General features: G+C 59.6%; 12 protein-coding genes. 8 read left to right on the top strand and 4 right to left on the bottom strand.

Annotated elements, in window-relative coordinates:
- Positions 1-8 precede the first annotated feature (8 nt).
- The 3 genes from dhaL (ASF70_RS06135) (at position 9) to dhaL (ASF70_RS06150) (ending at position 3,605) form a co-directional block, all read left to right on the top strand.
- Positions 9-656 (top strand): dihydroxyacetone kinase subunit DhaL, encoded by a 648-nt coding sequence (dhaL, locus tag ASF70_RS06135; RefSeq protein ID WP_062578284.1) that lies wholly within the window; start codon positions 9-11, stop codon positions 654-656.
- Positions 657-848: 192 nt separating this feature from the next.
- On the top strand, positions 849-2,918 hold the full coding sequence (locus ASF70_RS23550; protein ID WP_244473985.1) for a bifunctional sugar-binding transcriptional regulator/dihydroxyacetone kinase subunit DhaK: 2,070 nt from the start codon (positions 849-851) through the stop codon (positions 2,916-2,918).
- Positions 2,919-2,960: 42 nt separating this feature from the next.
- Positions 2,961-3,605 carry a dihydroxyacetone kinase subunit DhaL gene (dhaL, locus tag ASF70_RS06150; protein ID WP_156461791.1) on the top strand — a complete coding sequence of 215 codons (645 nt, stop codon included), beginning with the start codon at positions 2,961-2,963 and terminating at the stop codon, positions 3,603-3,605.
- Positions 3,606-3,890: 285 nt separating this feature from the next.
- On the opposite strand, the gene ASF70_RS24720 is transcribed toward dhaL (ASF70_RS06150), so the two are convergent.
- From ASF70_RS24720 to ASF70_RS06170, 4 genes are all read right to left on the bottom strand, one after another.
- Positions 3,891-6,059, bottom strand: coding sequence for a methyl-accepting chemotaxis protein (locus ASF70_RS24720; RefSeq protein WP_280136586.1), 2,169 nt, complete (start codon positions 6,057-6,059; stop codon positions 3,891-3,893).
- 475 nt (positions 6,060-6,534) lie between these two features.
- Positions 6,535-7,281, bottom strand: a complete 747-nt coding sequence (locus tag ASF70_RS06160) for a phosphoglycerate mutase family protein (protein ID WP_062578291.1) — start codon at positions 7,279-7,281, stop codon at positions 6,535-6,537.
- Between the two features lie 158 nt (positions 7,282-7,439).
- Complete coding sequence (locus ASF70_RS06165; protein WP_244473974.1) at positions 7,440-7,826, bottom strand: SgcJ/EcaC family oxidoreductase; 387 nt, start codon at positions 7,824-7,826, stop codon at positions 7,440-7,442.
- Entirely contained in the window at positions 7,813-8,562 is a 750-nt protein-coding gene (locus ASF70_RS06170; RefSeq protein ID WP_244473975.1) for a GntR family transcriptional regulator, read from the bottom strand. Before ASF70_RS06170 ends, ASF70_RS06165 begins: the two co-directional genes overlap by 14 nt.
- Before the next feature lie 180 nt (positions 8,563-8,742).
- On the opposite strand from ASF70_RS06170, the gene ASF70_RS06175 reads away from it, so the two are divergent.
- From ASF70_RS06175 to ASF70_RS06195, 5 genes are read left to right on the top strand one after another with little or no spacing between them, the layout of a single operon-like run.
- Positions 8,743-10,575: a gamma-glutamyltransferase family protein gene (locus ASF70_RS06175; RefSeq protein ID WP_062578294.1), complete on the top strand. Its 1,833-nt coding sequence runs from the start codon at positions 8,743-8,745 to the stop codon at positions 10,573-10,575.
- 32 nt (positions 10,576-10,607) lie between these two features.
- Entirely contained in the window at positions 10,608-12,128 is a 1,521-nt protein-coding gene (locus tag ASF70_RS06180; protein WP_062578295.1) for an ABC transporter substrate-binding protein, read from the top strand.
- A gap of 15 nt (positions 12,129-12,143) precedes the next feature.
- Positions 12,144-13,184 carry an ABC transporter ATP-binding protein gene (locus ASF70_RS06185; protein WP_082471792.1) on the top strand — a complete coding sequence of 347 codons (1,041 nt, stop codon included), beginning with the start codon at positions 12,144-12,146 and terminating at the stop codon, positions 13,182-13,184.
- Positions 13,181-14,311, top strand: coding sequence for a dipeptide ABC transporter ATP-binding protein (locus ASF70_RS06190; protein ID WP_062578297.1), 1,131 nt, complete (start codon positions 13,181-13,183; stop codon positions 14,309-14,311). The genes ASF70_RS06185 and ASF70_RS06190 overlap by 4 nt, the downstream gene beginning before the upstream one ends.
- A gap of 4 nt (positions 14,312-14,315) precedes the next feature.
- Positions 14,316-15,257, top strand: a complete 942-nt coding sequence (locus ASF70_RS06195) for an ABC transporter permease (RefSeq protein ID WP_062459249.1) — start codon at positions 14,316-14,318, stop codon at positions 15,255-15,257.
- Positions 15,258-15,300: the final 43 nt, after the last annotated feature.

Below are 15,300 nucleotides of genomic sequence, written 5' to 3' on the forward strand. Positions count from 1 at the left end.
ACCTGGCGATGCAGACTTTCCTCAATGCCCACGCGGGCGATATCGTGATTGCGATCGCCGACCGCATCATCGAAAACCGCGCCTATCTCAGTGAGATCGACGGCAAGATCGGTGATGGTGACCACGGCGTCAACATGGCCAAGGGCTTCGGCATGACGTCCGAGCGCCTCAAGACCCAAGACGTGTCGCTGGCCGAAGCCTTCGATACGCTCGGCACTGTGTTGATGACGGAGATTGGCGGCTCTATGGGTCCGCTTTACGGCGTGATGTTCACCGAGTTCGCAGAAACGCTCGAAGGCAAGGATGTCGTTGACGCTCGCCTCTTCTCGACAATGCTTCATATGGGCCTTGCCGGCATTCAGTCGATCGGTTCTGCCAAGGTTGGCGACAAGACGCTGATCGACGCGTTCGTGCCGGCCATCGAAGCGTTCGACAGCACGGTCGCAGGCGGACAGTCCTTTGCTGACGCGCTGGCGGCGATGACCGAAGCCGCCGACAAGGGACGTGATTCCACCATCGACCTCGTCGCGAAGATCGGGCGCGCCAGCCGTCTCGGCGAACGCTCGCTTGGCGTTCTCGATGCCGGTGCCACGTCATGCGCCTTAATCCTCAAGGAAATCGCGAAGGGCGTGTCAGGCAAGTTGCAGGCGCCCTGAACTCAGCAAACCTCCCCCAGGACCGGGCGACCTGCCTTTTCGGGCAGGTCGCCGTCGAATTCCAGAAATAAGAAGCCAACATCGATAAATTGTCCTAAAAAATTCCGGCGGCCCGGATAGCTCGGCCCCGTATCGACTGTCGGAGCACGTTTCGGATTGACACCAGTGAAGACACAGCAGTCCGGCAAGGCGATGATCGGCACCAACGATGTCGAACACGCCCGCGAGGGCATGTCTCTGAGATATGGCGACGACCCCCTCGTCTGGGCCTGCTGGCTCTATTACGAGGATGGTCTTACCCAAGGCGATATTGCTGCCACGATGGGTGTGTCGCGCGCCACGGTGAACAACTATCTCGCAGAGGCGCGTGAGCGCGGCATCGTCAACATCGCCATCGAACCCGCCCGGCTTGCGTCACTGACCATCGCGCGCGAACTCAAGCGGCATTTCGGGCTCGTCGACTGTCTTGTCGTCCCCAGCGAAGAAACCGGCAAATCGCTGATCGAACGGATCGGTGCTGCCGGCGGCCAGGCATTGCAGCGTCTGATCAAGTCGGGCGATACAGTCGCCGTTTCCTGGGGGCGCACAATGCTTGCGATCGGCGAAGCTGCCCATGTTCCCGGATTGCAGGATGTCACGGTCATTCAGGCGGCGGGCGGAACACGGGCAAGCTTTTCCTATACGCCGGAGCTTTGCGCAGCGGCTGTCGCCGGGGCCGTTGGCGGCAGGCTCGTCAACATATCCGCCCCCGCCATCCTCTCGTCTCGAACGATGCGTGACGCTCTGTTGGAAGAGCCGCTGGTGGCCGATCAGTTCGGCATGCTGTCGCGTGCCAACAAGGCACTTTTTGGCATCTCGTCACTGAGGCCGAATTCGACCATTCACACAAGCGGCTTTTTCGAAGACGTGGCGCTGCAGGATTATCTCGCGAAGGGCGCCGTCGGCGCCGTCTCTGGCCGCTTCATCGACGGCCAGGGGCGTCCGGTGGCAGGGCCGCTGGACGAGCGCCTGATCGGCATGTCACTCGACATGCTCAAATCGGTCGGCCTCCGCGTTGCTGCGGCCGGAGGATTCGACAAGGTGCCAGCGATCCTCGCTGCCCTGCGCGGCGGCTATGTCAACGTGCTGATCACCGATGCGGCGACCGGACGGGGTATTCTGAATGCCGACGGCGTGACCGTGATCGACCAGATGCTTGCGCAGCGCCCTCGCTCGGAAAGCCCGTCTAGCCAAGGGACAGGGACGCGGACGCGCAATCGCGTGAAGAAGTTCCTCAATGATCCGGATCATGTGGTTGAGGAAATGCTGGAAGGCGTCGTTCGGGCGCATCAGAAACATCTGATGCCCGCCGGAAAATCCAACCGGGCGTTGATAGCCAGGGAAGGTCCGCGGCCCGGCAAGGTCGGTCTTGTCATCGGCGGCGGCTCCGGTCATGAACCCTGCTTTCTCGGCTATGTGGGAAAGGGGCTGGCGGATGCGGTCGCCGTCGGCAATGTCTTTTCCTCCCCGCCGCCGATGCCGATCCTGCATTGCGCCCGGGCCGCTTCGGGTGATGCCGGTGTGCTTTTCGTCTACGGCAACTATGCCGGGGACGTCATGAACTTTGAGATGGCGGCAGAAATGGCCGAGGCCGAGGGCATCGCGGTGCGCACGGTCCTGACCACCGATGATGTCGCGTCGTCCTCCATGGAAGACCGGGACGGCCGACGTGGTGTCGCCGGCAATTTCTTTACCTTCAAGATCGCCGGTGCAGCCTGCGACCGCGGTCACTCCCTCGACGCGTGCGAAGCACTGACACGCAAGGCCAACTCCCGCACATTCACGCTGGGTGTCGCACTCGAAGCCGGCTCTATGCCGCAGACGCGCCGTCCGAGTTTCGAGATCGGGGAAGACGAGATGGAGTTCGGGATCGGCATCCATGGCGAACGGGGTGTCAGTCGCGAGAAGATCGAGAATGCCGACGCGATTGCGGACAAGATTATCGATCGCATATTTCACGAGATGGGGGCGATCGCAGGCAGCCGTGTCGCCGTACTGGTCAACTCCTTCGGTGCAACGCCATTGATGGAGCTCTATATTCTGTTCAGGCGTGTCGAGCAGAGGCTGAAGGCCAAGGGCATCGAGATCGAAGCAAACTGGATTGGCCACTACTGCACATCATTGGATATGGTCGGCGCCTCGATCTCAATCCTTCATCTCGATGACGATCTGTCTACTCTGCTCCATCATCCCTGCGACACTGCGGCGTTGAAAATAGGGTAAGGCAGGCTTTCAATGGCACAGTGCAACAGTTGGAGGGACATGGTGCACGGAAACGATGCGCGCTTACTCAGCCGAATGTTCAACAAGATCTCCGATGCGGTGGCCAAGGAGAAGGATTACCTGACCGAGCTTGATGAGGCGATCGGAGACGCCGATCACGGCATCACGATGTCGCTTGGCTTCAGCGCTGTTGCGAGTGAATTGTCGCGGAGCGATCTCGACAGCATGACTGCCGCCGAAGTCATGACGGCTGCTGCGACCACGTTTCTCGATGCGGTAGGCGCATCCACGGGCCCGCTCTATGCGACCGGCTTTCTCCATGCATCCGATCGTATGAACGCACATCGACCTCTCGATGCCGCTGGCCAGGTCGCGATGCTGAGAGCCATCACAACCGGCATTCAGCAGCGGGGCAAAGGAATGCGCGGAGACAAGACCATGCTCGATGCCTGGATGCCGGCAGCCGATGCGGCGGAGGCGAGATCCGGCGAACCCGGACACATTTGGTCCTCGGCCTGCGAAGCGGGAGAATTGGGCGCCAAAGCAACGCAATCCATGATCGCGCTTCGTGGTCGCGCCGCAAGACTGGGCGAACGCTCGCTTGGCCATATCGACCCGGGCGCTGCCTCCGCGGTCGTGATCCTCAAGGCGATGCGAGAAACCTTCGACGGGACGGCATCTCGCTGAAGATTGGCGACGTTGGCCGAAATCTTGCGCGAGCATGAGAAGATGTTTGAGGAACGCGTCTCTCACTGTCACTTCGTCCATCGCGGCCACGATGACACGAGCACGTGGCTGGGGGTGTCTTGGCGGCTGCAGATCAAGCGAAAGATGTCGTGACAGCTGGAAGCTTCTTTTCACCAACCAGCACGGATCAGCCTCATACAAAAGCCGCCGAAAGGATTTCTTCGGCGGCTTTTACGGTTCACTCTCTGCGTGTGCTTTGGGAGGTTAGCCGGGATGCCGTGAAGCTTATGCCACGCGTCTGGAGAAGGACGAGGTCACTCGGGTCATCAACCGGTTCGAAGGAGCTGGAGCGTCGCCGGATTGATGCGAGTGGTGAATGCCACCTGCCACTGATCCTGTCTCGAACATACCAACGAGCTGGAAGAGCGTTTCGGCTTCTCTCGCGAGAGAATGGCTCGCTGCGGTGGATTCTTCCACCATAGCGGCATTCTGCTGCGTCCCCTGATCCATCAACGAGACGGCATGGTTGATTTCCTTGATACCCGTAGACTGTTCGCGCGAGGCTTCCACGATCGAGAGGACGTTCACGCTGATTGCCTTGACCTGATCGACGATCTGCCCAAGCGCCTCGCCCGTTTCGCCGACAAGGGAAACGCCGCTTCTGACATGTTCACCGGATTTGGCGATCAGGCTCTTGATGTCCTTGGCGGCGCTTGCGGACCGTTGCGCAAGTTCGCGAACTTCCTGTGCGACGACTGCAAAGCCCTTGCCGGCGTCACCTGCCCGGGCCGCTTCCACGCCCGCATTCAGTGCCAGAAGATTGGTCTGGAACGCGATTTCGTCGATGACGCCGATGATGGTGGAGATCTCGTTGGATGACGCTTCGATCGCATTCATTGCGTTGATTGCGTTCGTCACCACGAGGCCCGAGTGCTCGGCGTTCTTGCGCGTTTCACTGACCAGGCGACCTGCTTCTTCTGCGCGACGCGTCGTGTCGGCAACCGTGGTGGTGATCTGCTCAAGGGCTGCTGCGGTCTCCTCGACAGATGCTGCCTGCTGTTCGGTGCGCCTTGCCAGGTCGTCAGCCGCGGAGCGGATCTGGTTCGAACCGGCCGAGATCGCCTGCGCGTTGCCGCTGACGTCCACGATCGCATCTTCGAGACGCTCGATCGCACCGTTAAAGTCGACGCGGATCTTGTCGAGGCGTTCTGCAAACGCCTGGTCGATCCGATGGTTCAGCTTGCCATTCGCCATGGCACCGAGGCCAACGGCGAGCGTATCGACTGCGAACTGCACTTCGGCTGCTTCTTCCGCCTGACGCTCGTGCTGCTCGAGGCGCTGACGTTCGGACATCGAACGGTTAGCCTGCGCTTCCGCTTCCATGCGCAAGGTGTCCTGCGCGTTCTGCTTGAAGACGGCAACAGACTTGACCATGTCGCCGATTTCGCTTCGATCTGCAATGGCATCGATTTCAGCCTGTGCGTTGCCGGCCGCGAGCTCACGCATCGTCTGCACGATCCGCGTGACGGGACGGGTGATGGAGCGGGTGACGATGGTCGCGAGAACAGCAACGACCGCCAGAACGCCCAGCGAGGTGAAGACCGAAATCAGGAAATTCCTGTGCTGAACCGCAGCCGAAGCGGACGCATAATCCTTTAGCTCCAGACCGGTCTGGTCTTCCACTGTCTTCAGCGCGTTGATGCGGTTGGTCGAAGCCTTATACCAGTCTTCACCGGAAATTCCACCCATCTGTCCGCCGAACGGAGCCTTCAGCGCGACGCTGCGCTGCTTCTCGACAAGCTGACCGGCATCACTCGCAAGGGCCGTCTGAAGCGCGGCACGCTGCGGTGCGCCTGCATAGCTGTTGAAATCCGCAAAGTAGACGTTCTGCATGACGCCAAACTTCACGAACTGCTGATATCCTTCCGGCGAGAAACTACCGGCCGCGAATGCTGCAGTGCCGATCATGCGTTCCTGACCAGCGCGTTCCTTACCCTGCAGAAGAGCCGAGTAGGCAACAATCCGGTTTGAGATCGTGCTGTCGCTGGTGAGCGAACTCATGGATCCGATCAGTTTGATGAGGCTACCTATCGTATCCTCGAAATAGGACGCAATATCAGGCACGCCTGCCTTTAACGCCGTAACCTCGTCACGCATTGTCTTGAGCTGGTCGAGCTTGGCTTGGGCCGAGAGCGCAAGCTGCTGCAATTCAGGGCCACCCGGAGCTTCGCTGGTCGTCAGGTTCAAGGCCTTGAAACTGGCGAGTGCTGCATCCGCTGCGAGACGCTGCTTCTCCAGGAGCGACCCGAACTCACCGAGGCCCTTGGCACCGACGAAACCAGCGGAAGCACCGCGCTCCTTCTGGATTTCATGGATGGCTGAGCCAATAACGGGCGCCATCGAAGAAATTTCGGCGACAGATTGCGCTTCCGAAGCCTGCTCAAGGCGCTTCATATTGTCCTGTACGACAGCAGCGATCAACGCAATGGTCGGGATCGACGCTACGAGAACGACCCGCGTCCTTATTTTCAAATTTCCAAAAAACCTCACGTAGGCCTCGATATCTTGCTGAATGAGCTGCAGGAAAACTGCCAAGGCTCAAAGGTAGGACGATACCGAACCTGATAGAGAAAACGTATTGAGGCTTGGTTACCGTGCCTAGAATCTCATCGATGACAATTGATATCAAAGGCAAATGCCCAAAATAGCGATTAGTCGATTGTAAGCTGGTATTTGCCGCCACCGGCATTCAGTACGTCACCATCGCTGATGTGCGGGACGTTGAACGGAACCAGCCACCGCTCGCGGTACCCGACAAGCGAGCCCGGTTATCGAGCTGCAGGGTCATTCGGTGGGTGTTATCGGGATACGCATACCCAGCTTGATATCTATCGTCGTCGAAAACGAGGTCCAGTTTGGAAAAGGCATTTCAGGCCTCCGGCTCTGGCCTGATCGTTAGCTCTGCGCCATACGCCTGTCGCAGATCGTTCTGACCAGGCTGACGGTCGGTCGCCTGGTGCAACAGCGTCGAGGTGTATCCCATTTCGCGCGTTCCCTCGATCAGAGTGATGTCAGCATTCCCGGGATTGTCCGAACGTTCGAACCAGTCGACAGGATGCTGCAGAAAACTCATCTCGAAGGCCCGGTTGGTGACACCATGGCCGACGATCACCACGTTGTCGTGGCCGTGTCGGGCCTCGTGCATGATCGTCTGCAGGAACAACCGCATGCGCTGTGCAACATCGGCGCGGCTTTCGCCATCCGGCGGCCGGGCGTAGAATTTACCGCTGTTGCTACGCAGTCTCGCCCACTTCTCGAATTCGTCGGGAAACTTTTGCTTCCGCTCGGCGTGGTCATAGATTTCAGTAAAGAGGCCGAAATCCTGCTCCCGCAACAGATAGTCCTCGCGCACCTTGCCAATGCGTTCGACAGGCAAGGCTTCAAGGAGCGCCTCCTTGCTTTGCCGTGTCCGCAGGAACGGTGAGTACCATACGCGCAGCTTTTGCACCCCCCGCCCGGTCAGGCCGGACATATAGGCCGCGATCACAGCCCCGGCTTCGGCGGCCTGGCGATGTCCCCATTGCGTCAGCGGTACGTTGTGATCGCCAAACTGGCTGTAAGCCCGTTCGTCGAGGTTACCGAGGGATTCGCCGTGGCGAACAAGAAAAACGCGCATCAGCCATCCCGCTGCGTAGGTTTAGATCCGACGGCTACCATGGGCGCGCGCCTGACGATCAGCAACCCAGTCGGCAATAGCAAAGCTTGCCTGTTATCCCTTGATGTCAGATCGGTAGCGACAACAAGTCGACTGAGCGAACAAGCATACGCCATATATTACATCTCGACCTGCGAAACGTGGTTGAGGGCGATCAGCCACCTTCCTTCGCGCTTGCGTATCAGCCGCGTGTTCACTCCCGTCTGATTTCCCGCTGGGCGGATCAGCTCGTAGTTGCTGATGAGCTGCGCTGCGTCATCGCACAGGATTTCGATGCGGATATTGGAAAAGGTCAGCTGACCTTGCGAACCCTCGGACCCGCCATAATCGCTGATGTAATGGTCGAGCGTCGCCTGCCAATCCTTCTGGACGCGGCCGCGGGAAACAAAGACGACATCCGGGTTGGCAAAGCCAGCCATGTAGCCATGAAAGTTGCCGGTATTCCACGCTTGCTGCATGACGCCAATGACGTCGCGGATGGCCTGTTTTTCATCATCCTGCGTCATCATGAGCCTCCTTATTATCCAGCGGATCATTGTCCTGGATGGTCTTTACCTTCTGCTGCTGACGCCTGACCAAAACCTCCTGCGCAGCGGACACCAAATGCCGCCTCAGCGCGTTTTCGGCGGCTTTCGCATCCTGCTCGAGAACCGCGTCAACGATTTGCTGATGCTCGTCACACGATCGTTTCAGACGCCCCACGTCCTTCAGCTGATATTTCCGGAAGGGTGCAAGCTTCAACCGCAGCGTTTGCGCTGCACTGATCAGATCCCTGTTGTGGCAACCCTGAAACAGCAGGCTGTGAAACTCCGTGTTGACGGCGTTGTAGCCAACGTGGTCTCCATCCTGTGCGAGGCCGTTCATCTCACGATGCATGGCTTCCAGCTCAGCCCGTTCGCGCATCGTCATGCGCTGGGACGACAGCCTGCCGCATGTCGCTTCCAGTTCCGCCATGGCCTCGAACATTTCGTCGATGCGCTCCGTAGAAATCTGGGTGACAATGACGCCCTTAAATGCTTCCCGCTCGGCCAGTCCCCGGCCGCACAGGATGCGAAGAGCCTCACGGACGGGCGTGCGAGACACCTGGAACTGGACCGCGAGAGAGTTCTCGTCGAGCCTCGATCCAGCAGCAATTTCCCCGGTAATCACAGCTTCTTCCAGCTGGTCGGCGATAACATCGCTACGAGCTTTTTTCAGTGGCGTCCGTCCATCCAGCATAGGTTTCCTTCCCCACAAGGTCACACACCATCCTATCGCGACGAAAGTAAATTACACAACTGACTTGCCATGCACCCGAATAATATACAATGTGTCCACAGAGGACGGGATTGTATCCCAAAGGGACGTTGGAGGCAATTTGAGTGGAGATAGACAATGGTCCTGTCTCCGCTGCCGCCTTCACACGAGGAGTGAGTGAAGCAAATGACATTTACCACTCGACCGGAACTGCGCGGCACCTTTGGGGCAATTTCGTCGACCCACTGGCTGGCTTCGACCGTTGGTATGTCTATTCTCGAAAAAGGGCACACGGCGTTCGATGCGGCCGTGGCAGCTGGTTTCGTACTGCAGGTGGTGGAGCCGCACCTGAACGGCCCCGGCGGCGAAGTTCCCATTATCGTCACCCCAGCGGGCGCCGATGCTCCGGTTGTCATTTCCGGTCAGGGCCCATCTCCTGCGAGGGCGACCATTCAGTATTTCAAGGAACTTGGTCTGGACATCATTCCCGGGACAGGGCTTCTCGCAGCCTGTATCCCGGGCGCTTTTGGCGCGTGGCTGACGCTTTTGCGGGACTACGGACAGGCTGAACTCGAGGAGGTTCTTGCCCCGGCGATCTACTATGCAAGGACTGGTCACCCGCTGGTGCCGCGCATCGCAAACACGATCGCATCGATGCAGGAGCTGTTTCAGACGCACTGGCCAACATCGGCCGCCGTCTATCTGCCAAGCGGTGCCCTGCCCCAGTCGGGCAAGCTCTTTCGTAACCCGCACATTGCCGACATGTACCAACTGATCCTCGATCAGACGAAATCGGCCGGCAGCCGCGAGGCGAGGATCAATGCCGCCCTGGATTTCTGGTATCGCGGACCGGTTGCCGAACAGATCGAGCAGTTCTGCGAAACGCAGGAAGTATGGGATGTCTCAGGCCGACGACACAAGGGCCTGATCACAGCGCAGGACATGGCAGACTATACGCCATCGATCGAGAAGCCGGTGTCGGTAACTTACGGCGATTGTGAAGTGTTCAAATGCGGACCTTGGTCTCAAGGGCCGGTCCTCTTGCAGATGTTGCAGATCCTCAAGGGAACCGACATCGCGGACCTTGACCCGATGGGCGCAGAGTTCGTGCATCTCGTTGTTGAAACCGCGAAGATTGCGATGGCCGATCGCGATGCCTGGTATGGCGATAGCGTCGACGTGCCGATGGCGACACTCCTGTCTGCAGATTACGCCGACATCCGTCGCGCTCTGATTGGTCGCTCTGCATCTCTTGAGGTGCGTCCAGGCTCGCCTGACGGTCGCAACCCCAACCTGCCGCCCCTGCGCGCTGTGGGTACAATTATGCAGCCCGGGCTTGGCGGCGGCGAGCCGACGGTCGCGCGCGAGCAGCCGTTGCCCAACGACCGGCAGGGTGAACCGGCGCTGACCCGCGAGGGTGCTCAGCGCGGCGATACCGTGCAAGTCAGCACTATCGACCGATGGGGCAACATGGTTTCTGCCACGCCGTCCGGCGGGTGGTTCCAATCGAGCCCCGTCATTCCAGGTCTCGGCTTCAGCCTCACGACCCGCGGCCAGATGTTCTGGTTGGAGGAGGGTCTCAACTCGTCGCTGATGCCATCGACAAGACCCCGCACGACCTTAACGCCCACCACCGTCTTCCGCGATGGCAAGCCCTACATGGCGTTGGGAACTCCGGGCGGAGATCAGCAGGACCAGTGGCAGTTGATCATGCTGCTGCGCCACTTGCACAACGGAATGAACCTGCAGGAGGCGATCGACGCTCCGTCATTCCATACCGATCACCTGCCGAGCTCCTTCTGGCCGCGAGAAATCAGCCTCGGTGCGGTGACGCTTGAATCACGCTTCTCCAAAACGGTCTGCGAGGATCTGGCAGCACGCGGACACAAGATCACAGTGGGCGACGCATGGTCGGAAGGGCGTCTGTCGGCAGTTGCCCGCGAAATGGACGGTGACGTGCAACTCGTAAAGGCCGGCGCCAATCCGCGGGGCGTACAGGGCTACGCCGTTGCACGATGAATGAGACTTTTCGAATAAGAGAGGGAATAGCGATGAAACCACACTATCTCGCACTGGCCGCCACACTGGCGCTTGCAGGCATTCAGGCAACGGCCGCCCCGGCGGCTGCTCAATCGACGCTCAATATCGGCCTGCAGGACGATCCGGATACGCTTGATCCCGCAACCAACTGGAGCTTCGTTGGCCGCCACGTTCTTCAGTCGCTGTGTGACAAGATCGTCGATATCGATGAGAAGGGTGAGATCATCCCGATGCTGGCTGCCAGCTGGAAATGGGGTGACGACAGCAAGACACTGACGCTGAAACTGCGCGACGATGCCGTCTTTCACGACGGAACCAAGGTCGACGCCGCCGCAATCAAGTACAATCTCGAGCGGGCTCTCAATGCCAAGTTCTCGCGCCGCAAACCCGAAATCAGCTCCATCAGCACCGTCGACGTAGTCGATCCGACAACCGTCCAGATCAACCTGAAACAGCCATCGGTACCACTGCTGGCAGCTCTCAGCGACCGTGCCGGGATGATCGTTAGCCCGACTGCAGCTGAAAAGCTCGGTGAGAAGTTCACCGATGCTCCCGTCTGTTCAGGCCCCTACACCTTCGCCGAACGCGTGATCCAGGACCGCATTGTCCTTGCGAAATTCCCAAAATACTACAACGCCGACAAATACCACTTCGATCGGCTCGTTTATCGCGGCATGCCCGACTCGAACGTGCGGCTGCTCAACCTTCGTTCCGGCCAGCTCGATCTGATCGAACGGCTCGCTGCGACCGAAGTCGAAGCCGTGAAGGCGGATTCATCGTTGGCCGTGGAGCCGGTCGTCGGACTTGGATATTACGGCGTGACATTCAGCATTGGTGGCGAGGGGGCTAACCTCGATGCCGGCAAGAAGGCAGCAATCCGCGAGGCGTTCAGCCTTGCAATCGACCGCCAGGCCATCAGCGATGTCGTATTCGATGGTCAGGCGAGCATCGGCAACCAGCCGTTCCCGCCTTCCAATCAGTACTACGATAAGAACTTCCCAATTCCGCAGCGGGATCTGGACGCTGCCAAAAAGAAGATGCAGGAAGCCGGCGTCGAATCCGTCGATCTTGAACTTCTGGTGCCCACCGATGCCGAACGTCAGCAGGTTGCCCAGCTCATCCAAGCGATGGTTGCCGAAGTCGGAATTAACGTCTCGATCAAGCCGACTGAGCTGATGACACTGCTCGACGTTGCTCGCCAGGGCAAGTTCCAATCGCATCTCGTCGGCTGGAGCGGACGCGTCGATCCAGACCTCAACATCACGCCGATGCTGTCCTGCGGTGCTCCGACCAATGACGCGCATTACTGCAACGAGGAACTCGACGCGATCCTGGCGAAAGCCCGCGCATCGGGAGACGTCGAGACCCGCAAGGCAGAATACAGCAAGGCAATCGCGATCCTCCAGCAGGACCTTCCGATCGTCTACATGTATCATTCGCAGTGGATCTTCGCGCACAATTCCAACATCACCGGCCTTGCGCCCGCTCCGGATGGCATCATCCGCCTGAGTGGTGTGAGCCGGAAGAATTGATGGCTTAAGGCTGTAATGAGCACCTCATCTGATCTCATCCAAGACAAGTCAGCCCGATCGGATCGGGCTGACGACCACGCGGCCTTGGTGCTGCGGGTCGATGATCTGCGTGTCGTCTTTGAAGACGACACGCGTACCGTCACTGCCGTCGACGGCGTGAGTTTTGACGTTCGAAAAGGGCGCACGCTCGCGATCGTCGGCGAGTCCGGCAGCGGCAAGAGCGTGACCTCCCTGGCCGTCATGCGCCTCCTCCCCGAACACACAGCACGCGTGTCCGGCAGCATCAATTTCGCCTGTCGCGAGTTGCTCGAGGAAACGACGAGCGGTATGCGCAGCCTGCGCGGCAACCGGATGGGAATGATCTTCCAAGAGCCTATGACCTCTCTCAATCCGTCCTATACGGTCGGCGAGCAAATCAACGAAGTCATACTGCGTCACCGCCAGATTTCGAAGAAAGAGGCGACAGAGCGCGGCATCGCCATGCTGAAGCTGGTGCGTATCCCATCACCGGAAACGCGTTACCGCCAGTATCCGCACAATCTCTCCGGTGGCATGCGCCAGCGCGTGATGATTGCCATGGCGCTTGCCTGCGAGCCGGAACTGTTGATCGCCGACGAACCCACGACGGCGCTGGACGTGACGATCCAGGCCCAGGTCCTCGAACTGATGGGGGAACTGCGGCAGAAGACCGGAACTGCCATCGTTCTCATCACCCATGATCTTGGCGTTGTCGCGGAATCCTGCGACGACGTGATCGTCATGTATGCCGGTCAGGTTGTCGAGCAATGCTCGGTCGAAGACCTCTTCACCTTTCCCCAGCATCCTTACACCGTTGGTCTTCTCGGTTCGTTGCCGCGTCTGGACGAGAAGCGAGAACAGCTTGTCGCCATCACCGGCACGGTCCCGGACATGGCCAACCCACCGTCCGGCTGCCGGTTTCGGGCGCGATGTCCGTTCAGCATCGACAAATGCGCCGAGATGCCCACCCTGATGGAAATATCCCCAGGTCACCTCAGCCGCTGCTGGCGTGCGCCATTGCAGGACCTCGTCCCATGACTGAAGCCCTCTTGAAAGCCAAGACGCCGATCATCGAGGCGCGTCACCTTGGCAAGAATTTCGTCGTCAAACGCAGCGTCTTCGGCCGGCCCTTGGCGTCCGTCGGCGCTGTCGACGACGTGTCGTTGTCACTGATGCCCGGCGAGACGCTGGCAATCGTCGGCGAATCCGGTTGCGGGAAGTCGACGCTCGGCCGGTTGTTGATGCGCCTCATCCAGCCGACCGACGGTCAGGTCCTGATCGATGGTCAGGATATCACCAACATCAGCCATGCGGCGATGCGCCGCCAGCGCCGGCATGTGCAGTTGATCTTCCAGGACCCTTACGCTTCGCTCAATCCGCGCATGACGATTGCCCAGACAATCGGCGAACCGCTGATGCTGCACGATATCGTGCCGCCAAACGAGCGCGCTCGACGCGTTGCGGAACTGCTCGAAATGGTCGGCCTTCGTCCAGAGCAGGCCAGCCGATATCCGCATGAATTCTCCGGCGGCCAGCGTCAGCGCGTGGTGATTGCGCGTGCGCTTGCCTCCGAACCGAAGGCAATCATCTGCGACGAGGCCGTGTCTGCCCTCGACGTGTCGATCCAGGCGCAGGTCCTGAACCTTCTGAAGAGCCTGCAGAACCGATTGGGTCTGGCGTTCATCTTCATTTCGCACGATCTGAGCGTCGTGAAACACATCGCCGACCGCGTTGCGGTCATGTATCTCGGCAAGATCGTCGAGATCGGGACGTCGGACGAAATTTTCGCGACCCCGCGCCATCCCTATACCCGGGCGTTGCTGTCTGCCATACCGGTCGCCGCCCCGCCCAGCCAGCAGCGTTCGAAGGAAGCGCGCCTGCATGGCGATCTGCCAAGCCCGATGTCGCCTCCGCAAGGTTGCAGGCTGCATACGCGGTGTCCCCACGCGCGACCCGAATGCAGGGCGGTCAGCATGGAGCTCGATGTTGAGGCAAGCGGCCATGCGAATGCGTGCGCCTTCTGGCGAGAGCTACCCGAACTCGATACGGCCGAGATCACCCGCGAACCTCGCGATCCGAAGCTGGAAAAGCTTTTTGCAGCCTTCGAAGCGATGGCTGCAGCCCGGATGACGACCACGCCCTCCTCAACCGTGACCGGAGGCTAAACCCTTGACCTCGCTTCTTGCACGTCGTCTGCTGCAGCTCATTCCGACCATCGTCTTGCTGTCGCTGATCATCTTCTCGCTCCAGCATCTGCTTCCTGGTGACCCGGCGCTTGTGCTTGCGGGAGAAAGTCCGGATGAAGCGACGCTTGCCGCAATCCGCGCCCAGTATCATCTCGATCAGCCCTTGCTCGTGCAATATCTCTACTGGGTGAAGGGCGTCCTGACCGGTGACCTTGGGCAATCCATGCGCCATAATCGCCCGGTTCTCGAACTTATCCTTCTGAAGCTGCCCGTGACACTGCAGCTCGCCGTGATGGGAATTGTCCTTGCTTTGGTGTTTGGCATTACCGGAGGTGTAATTTCGGCGCTGCGCCAGAACACTCCGGTCGATTACGCCACCAATGTCGTCTCGCTGGCCGGCATCTCGCTGCCGAATTTCTGGCTTGGCATCATGCTGATCATGTTCTTCTCGGTGTACCTTGGCTGGCTTCCCGCCTCCGGCTTCGTCAGCCCGTGGGAAGACCTGAAGATGAACCTTATGACGACGATCATGCCCGCCTTCGTTCTGGGCACCGGGATTGCCGGCGTCATCATGCGCCATACCCGCGGCGCCATGCTGCAGGCGCTGGAAAGCGACTATGTCCGCACCGCCCGGGCCAAAGGTCTAAGCGAGTGGGTCGTCGTATTTAAGCACGCAATGCGTAACGCGCTGACGCCTATCATCACGCTCGGTGCGCTGGAGTTCGGCGCCCTGCTATCCGGCGCCGTGCTGACGGAACAGATCTTTACGATCCCCGGCTTCGGGAAGCTGATCGTCGATGCGGTCTTCACCCGCGATTATCCTGTGGTCCAAGGCGTGGTGCTTGTCACCTCGCTGTTCTACATCACCCTCAACCTGCTGGCCGACATCGGGTATATCCTTGTTAACCCGAGACTGAGAGGCTGACCGTGCCAACGATCGCAACGACCAAACCTGCTGTCTCCCCCAA

The organism is Rhizobium sp. Leaf321 (assembly GCF_001423215.1).
Classification (GTDB): Bacteria; Pseudomonadota; Alphaproteobacteria; order Rhizobiales; family Rhizobiaceae; genus Neorhizobium; species Neorhizobium soli.

Excerpts from the sequence above, each read along its gene's own strand:
- dhaL (WP_062578284.1), top strand. The coding sequence starts at position 9 with ATGCAGACTTTCCTCAATGCCCACGCGGGCGATATCGTGATTGCGATC.
- ASF70_RS23550 (WP_244473985.1), top strand. The coding sequence starts at position 849 with ATGATCGGCACCAACGATGTCGAACACGCCCGCGAGGGCATGTCTCTG.
- ASF70_RS24720 (WP_280136586.1), bottom strand. The coding sequence starts at position 6,059 with ATGAAGCGCCTTGAGCAGGCTTCGGAAGCGCAATCTGTCGCCGAAATT.
- ASF70_RS06160 (WP_062578291.1), bottom strand. The coding sequence starts at position 7,281 with ATGCGCGTTTTTCTTGTTCGCCACGGCGAATCCCTCGGTAACCTCGAC.
- ASF70_RS06165 (WP_244473974.1), bottom strand. The coding sequence starts at position 7,826 with ATGACGCAGGATGATGAAAAACAGGCCATCCGCGACGTCATTGGCGTC.
- ASF70_RS06175 (WP_062578294.1), top strand. The coding sequence starts at position 8,743 with ATGACATTTACCACTCGACCGGAACTGCGCGGCACCTTTGGGGCAATT.
- ASF70_RS06180 (WP_062578295.1), top strand. The coding sequence starts at position 10,608 with ATGAAACCACACTATCTCGCACTGGCCGCCACACTGGCGCTTGCAGGC.
- ASF70_RS06185 (WP_082471792.1), top strand. The coding sequence starts at position 12,144 with ATGAGCACCTCATCTGATCTCATCCAAGACAAGTCAGCCCGATCGGAT.
- ASF70_RS06190 (WP_062578297.1), top strand. The coding sequence starts at position 13,181 with ATGACTGAAGCCCTCTTGAAAGCCAAGACGCCGATCATCGAGGCGCGT.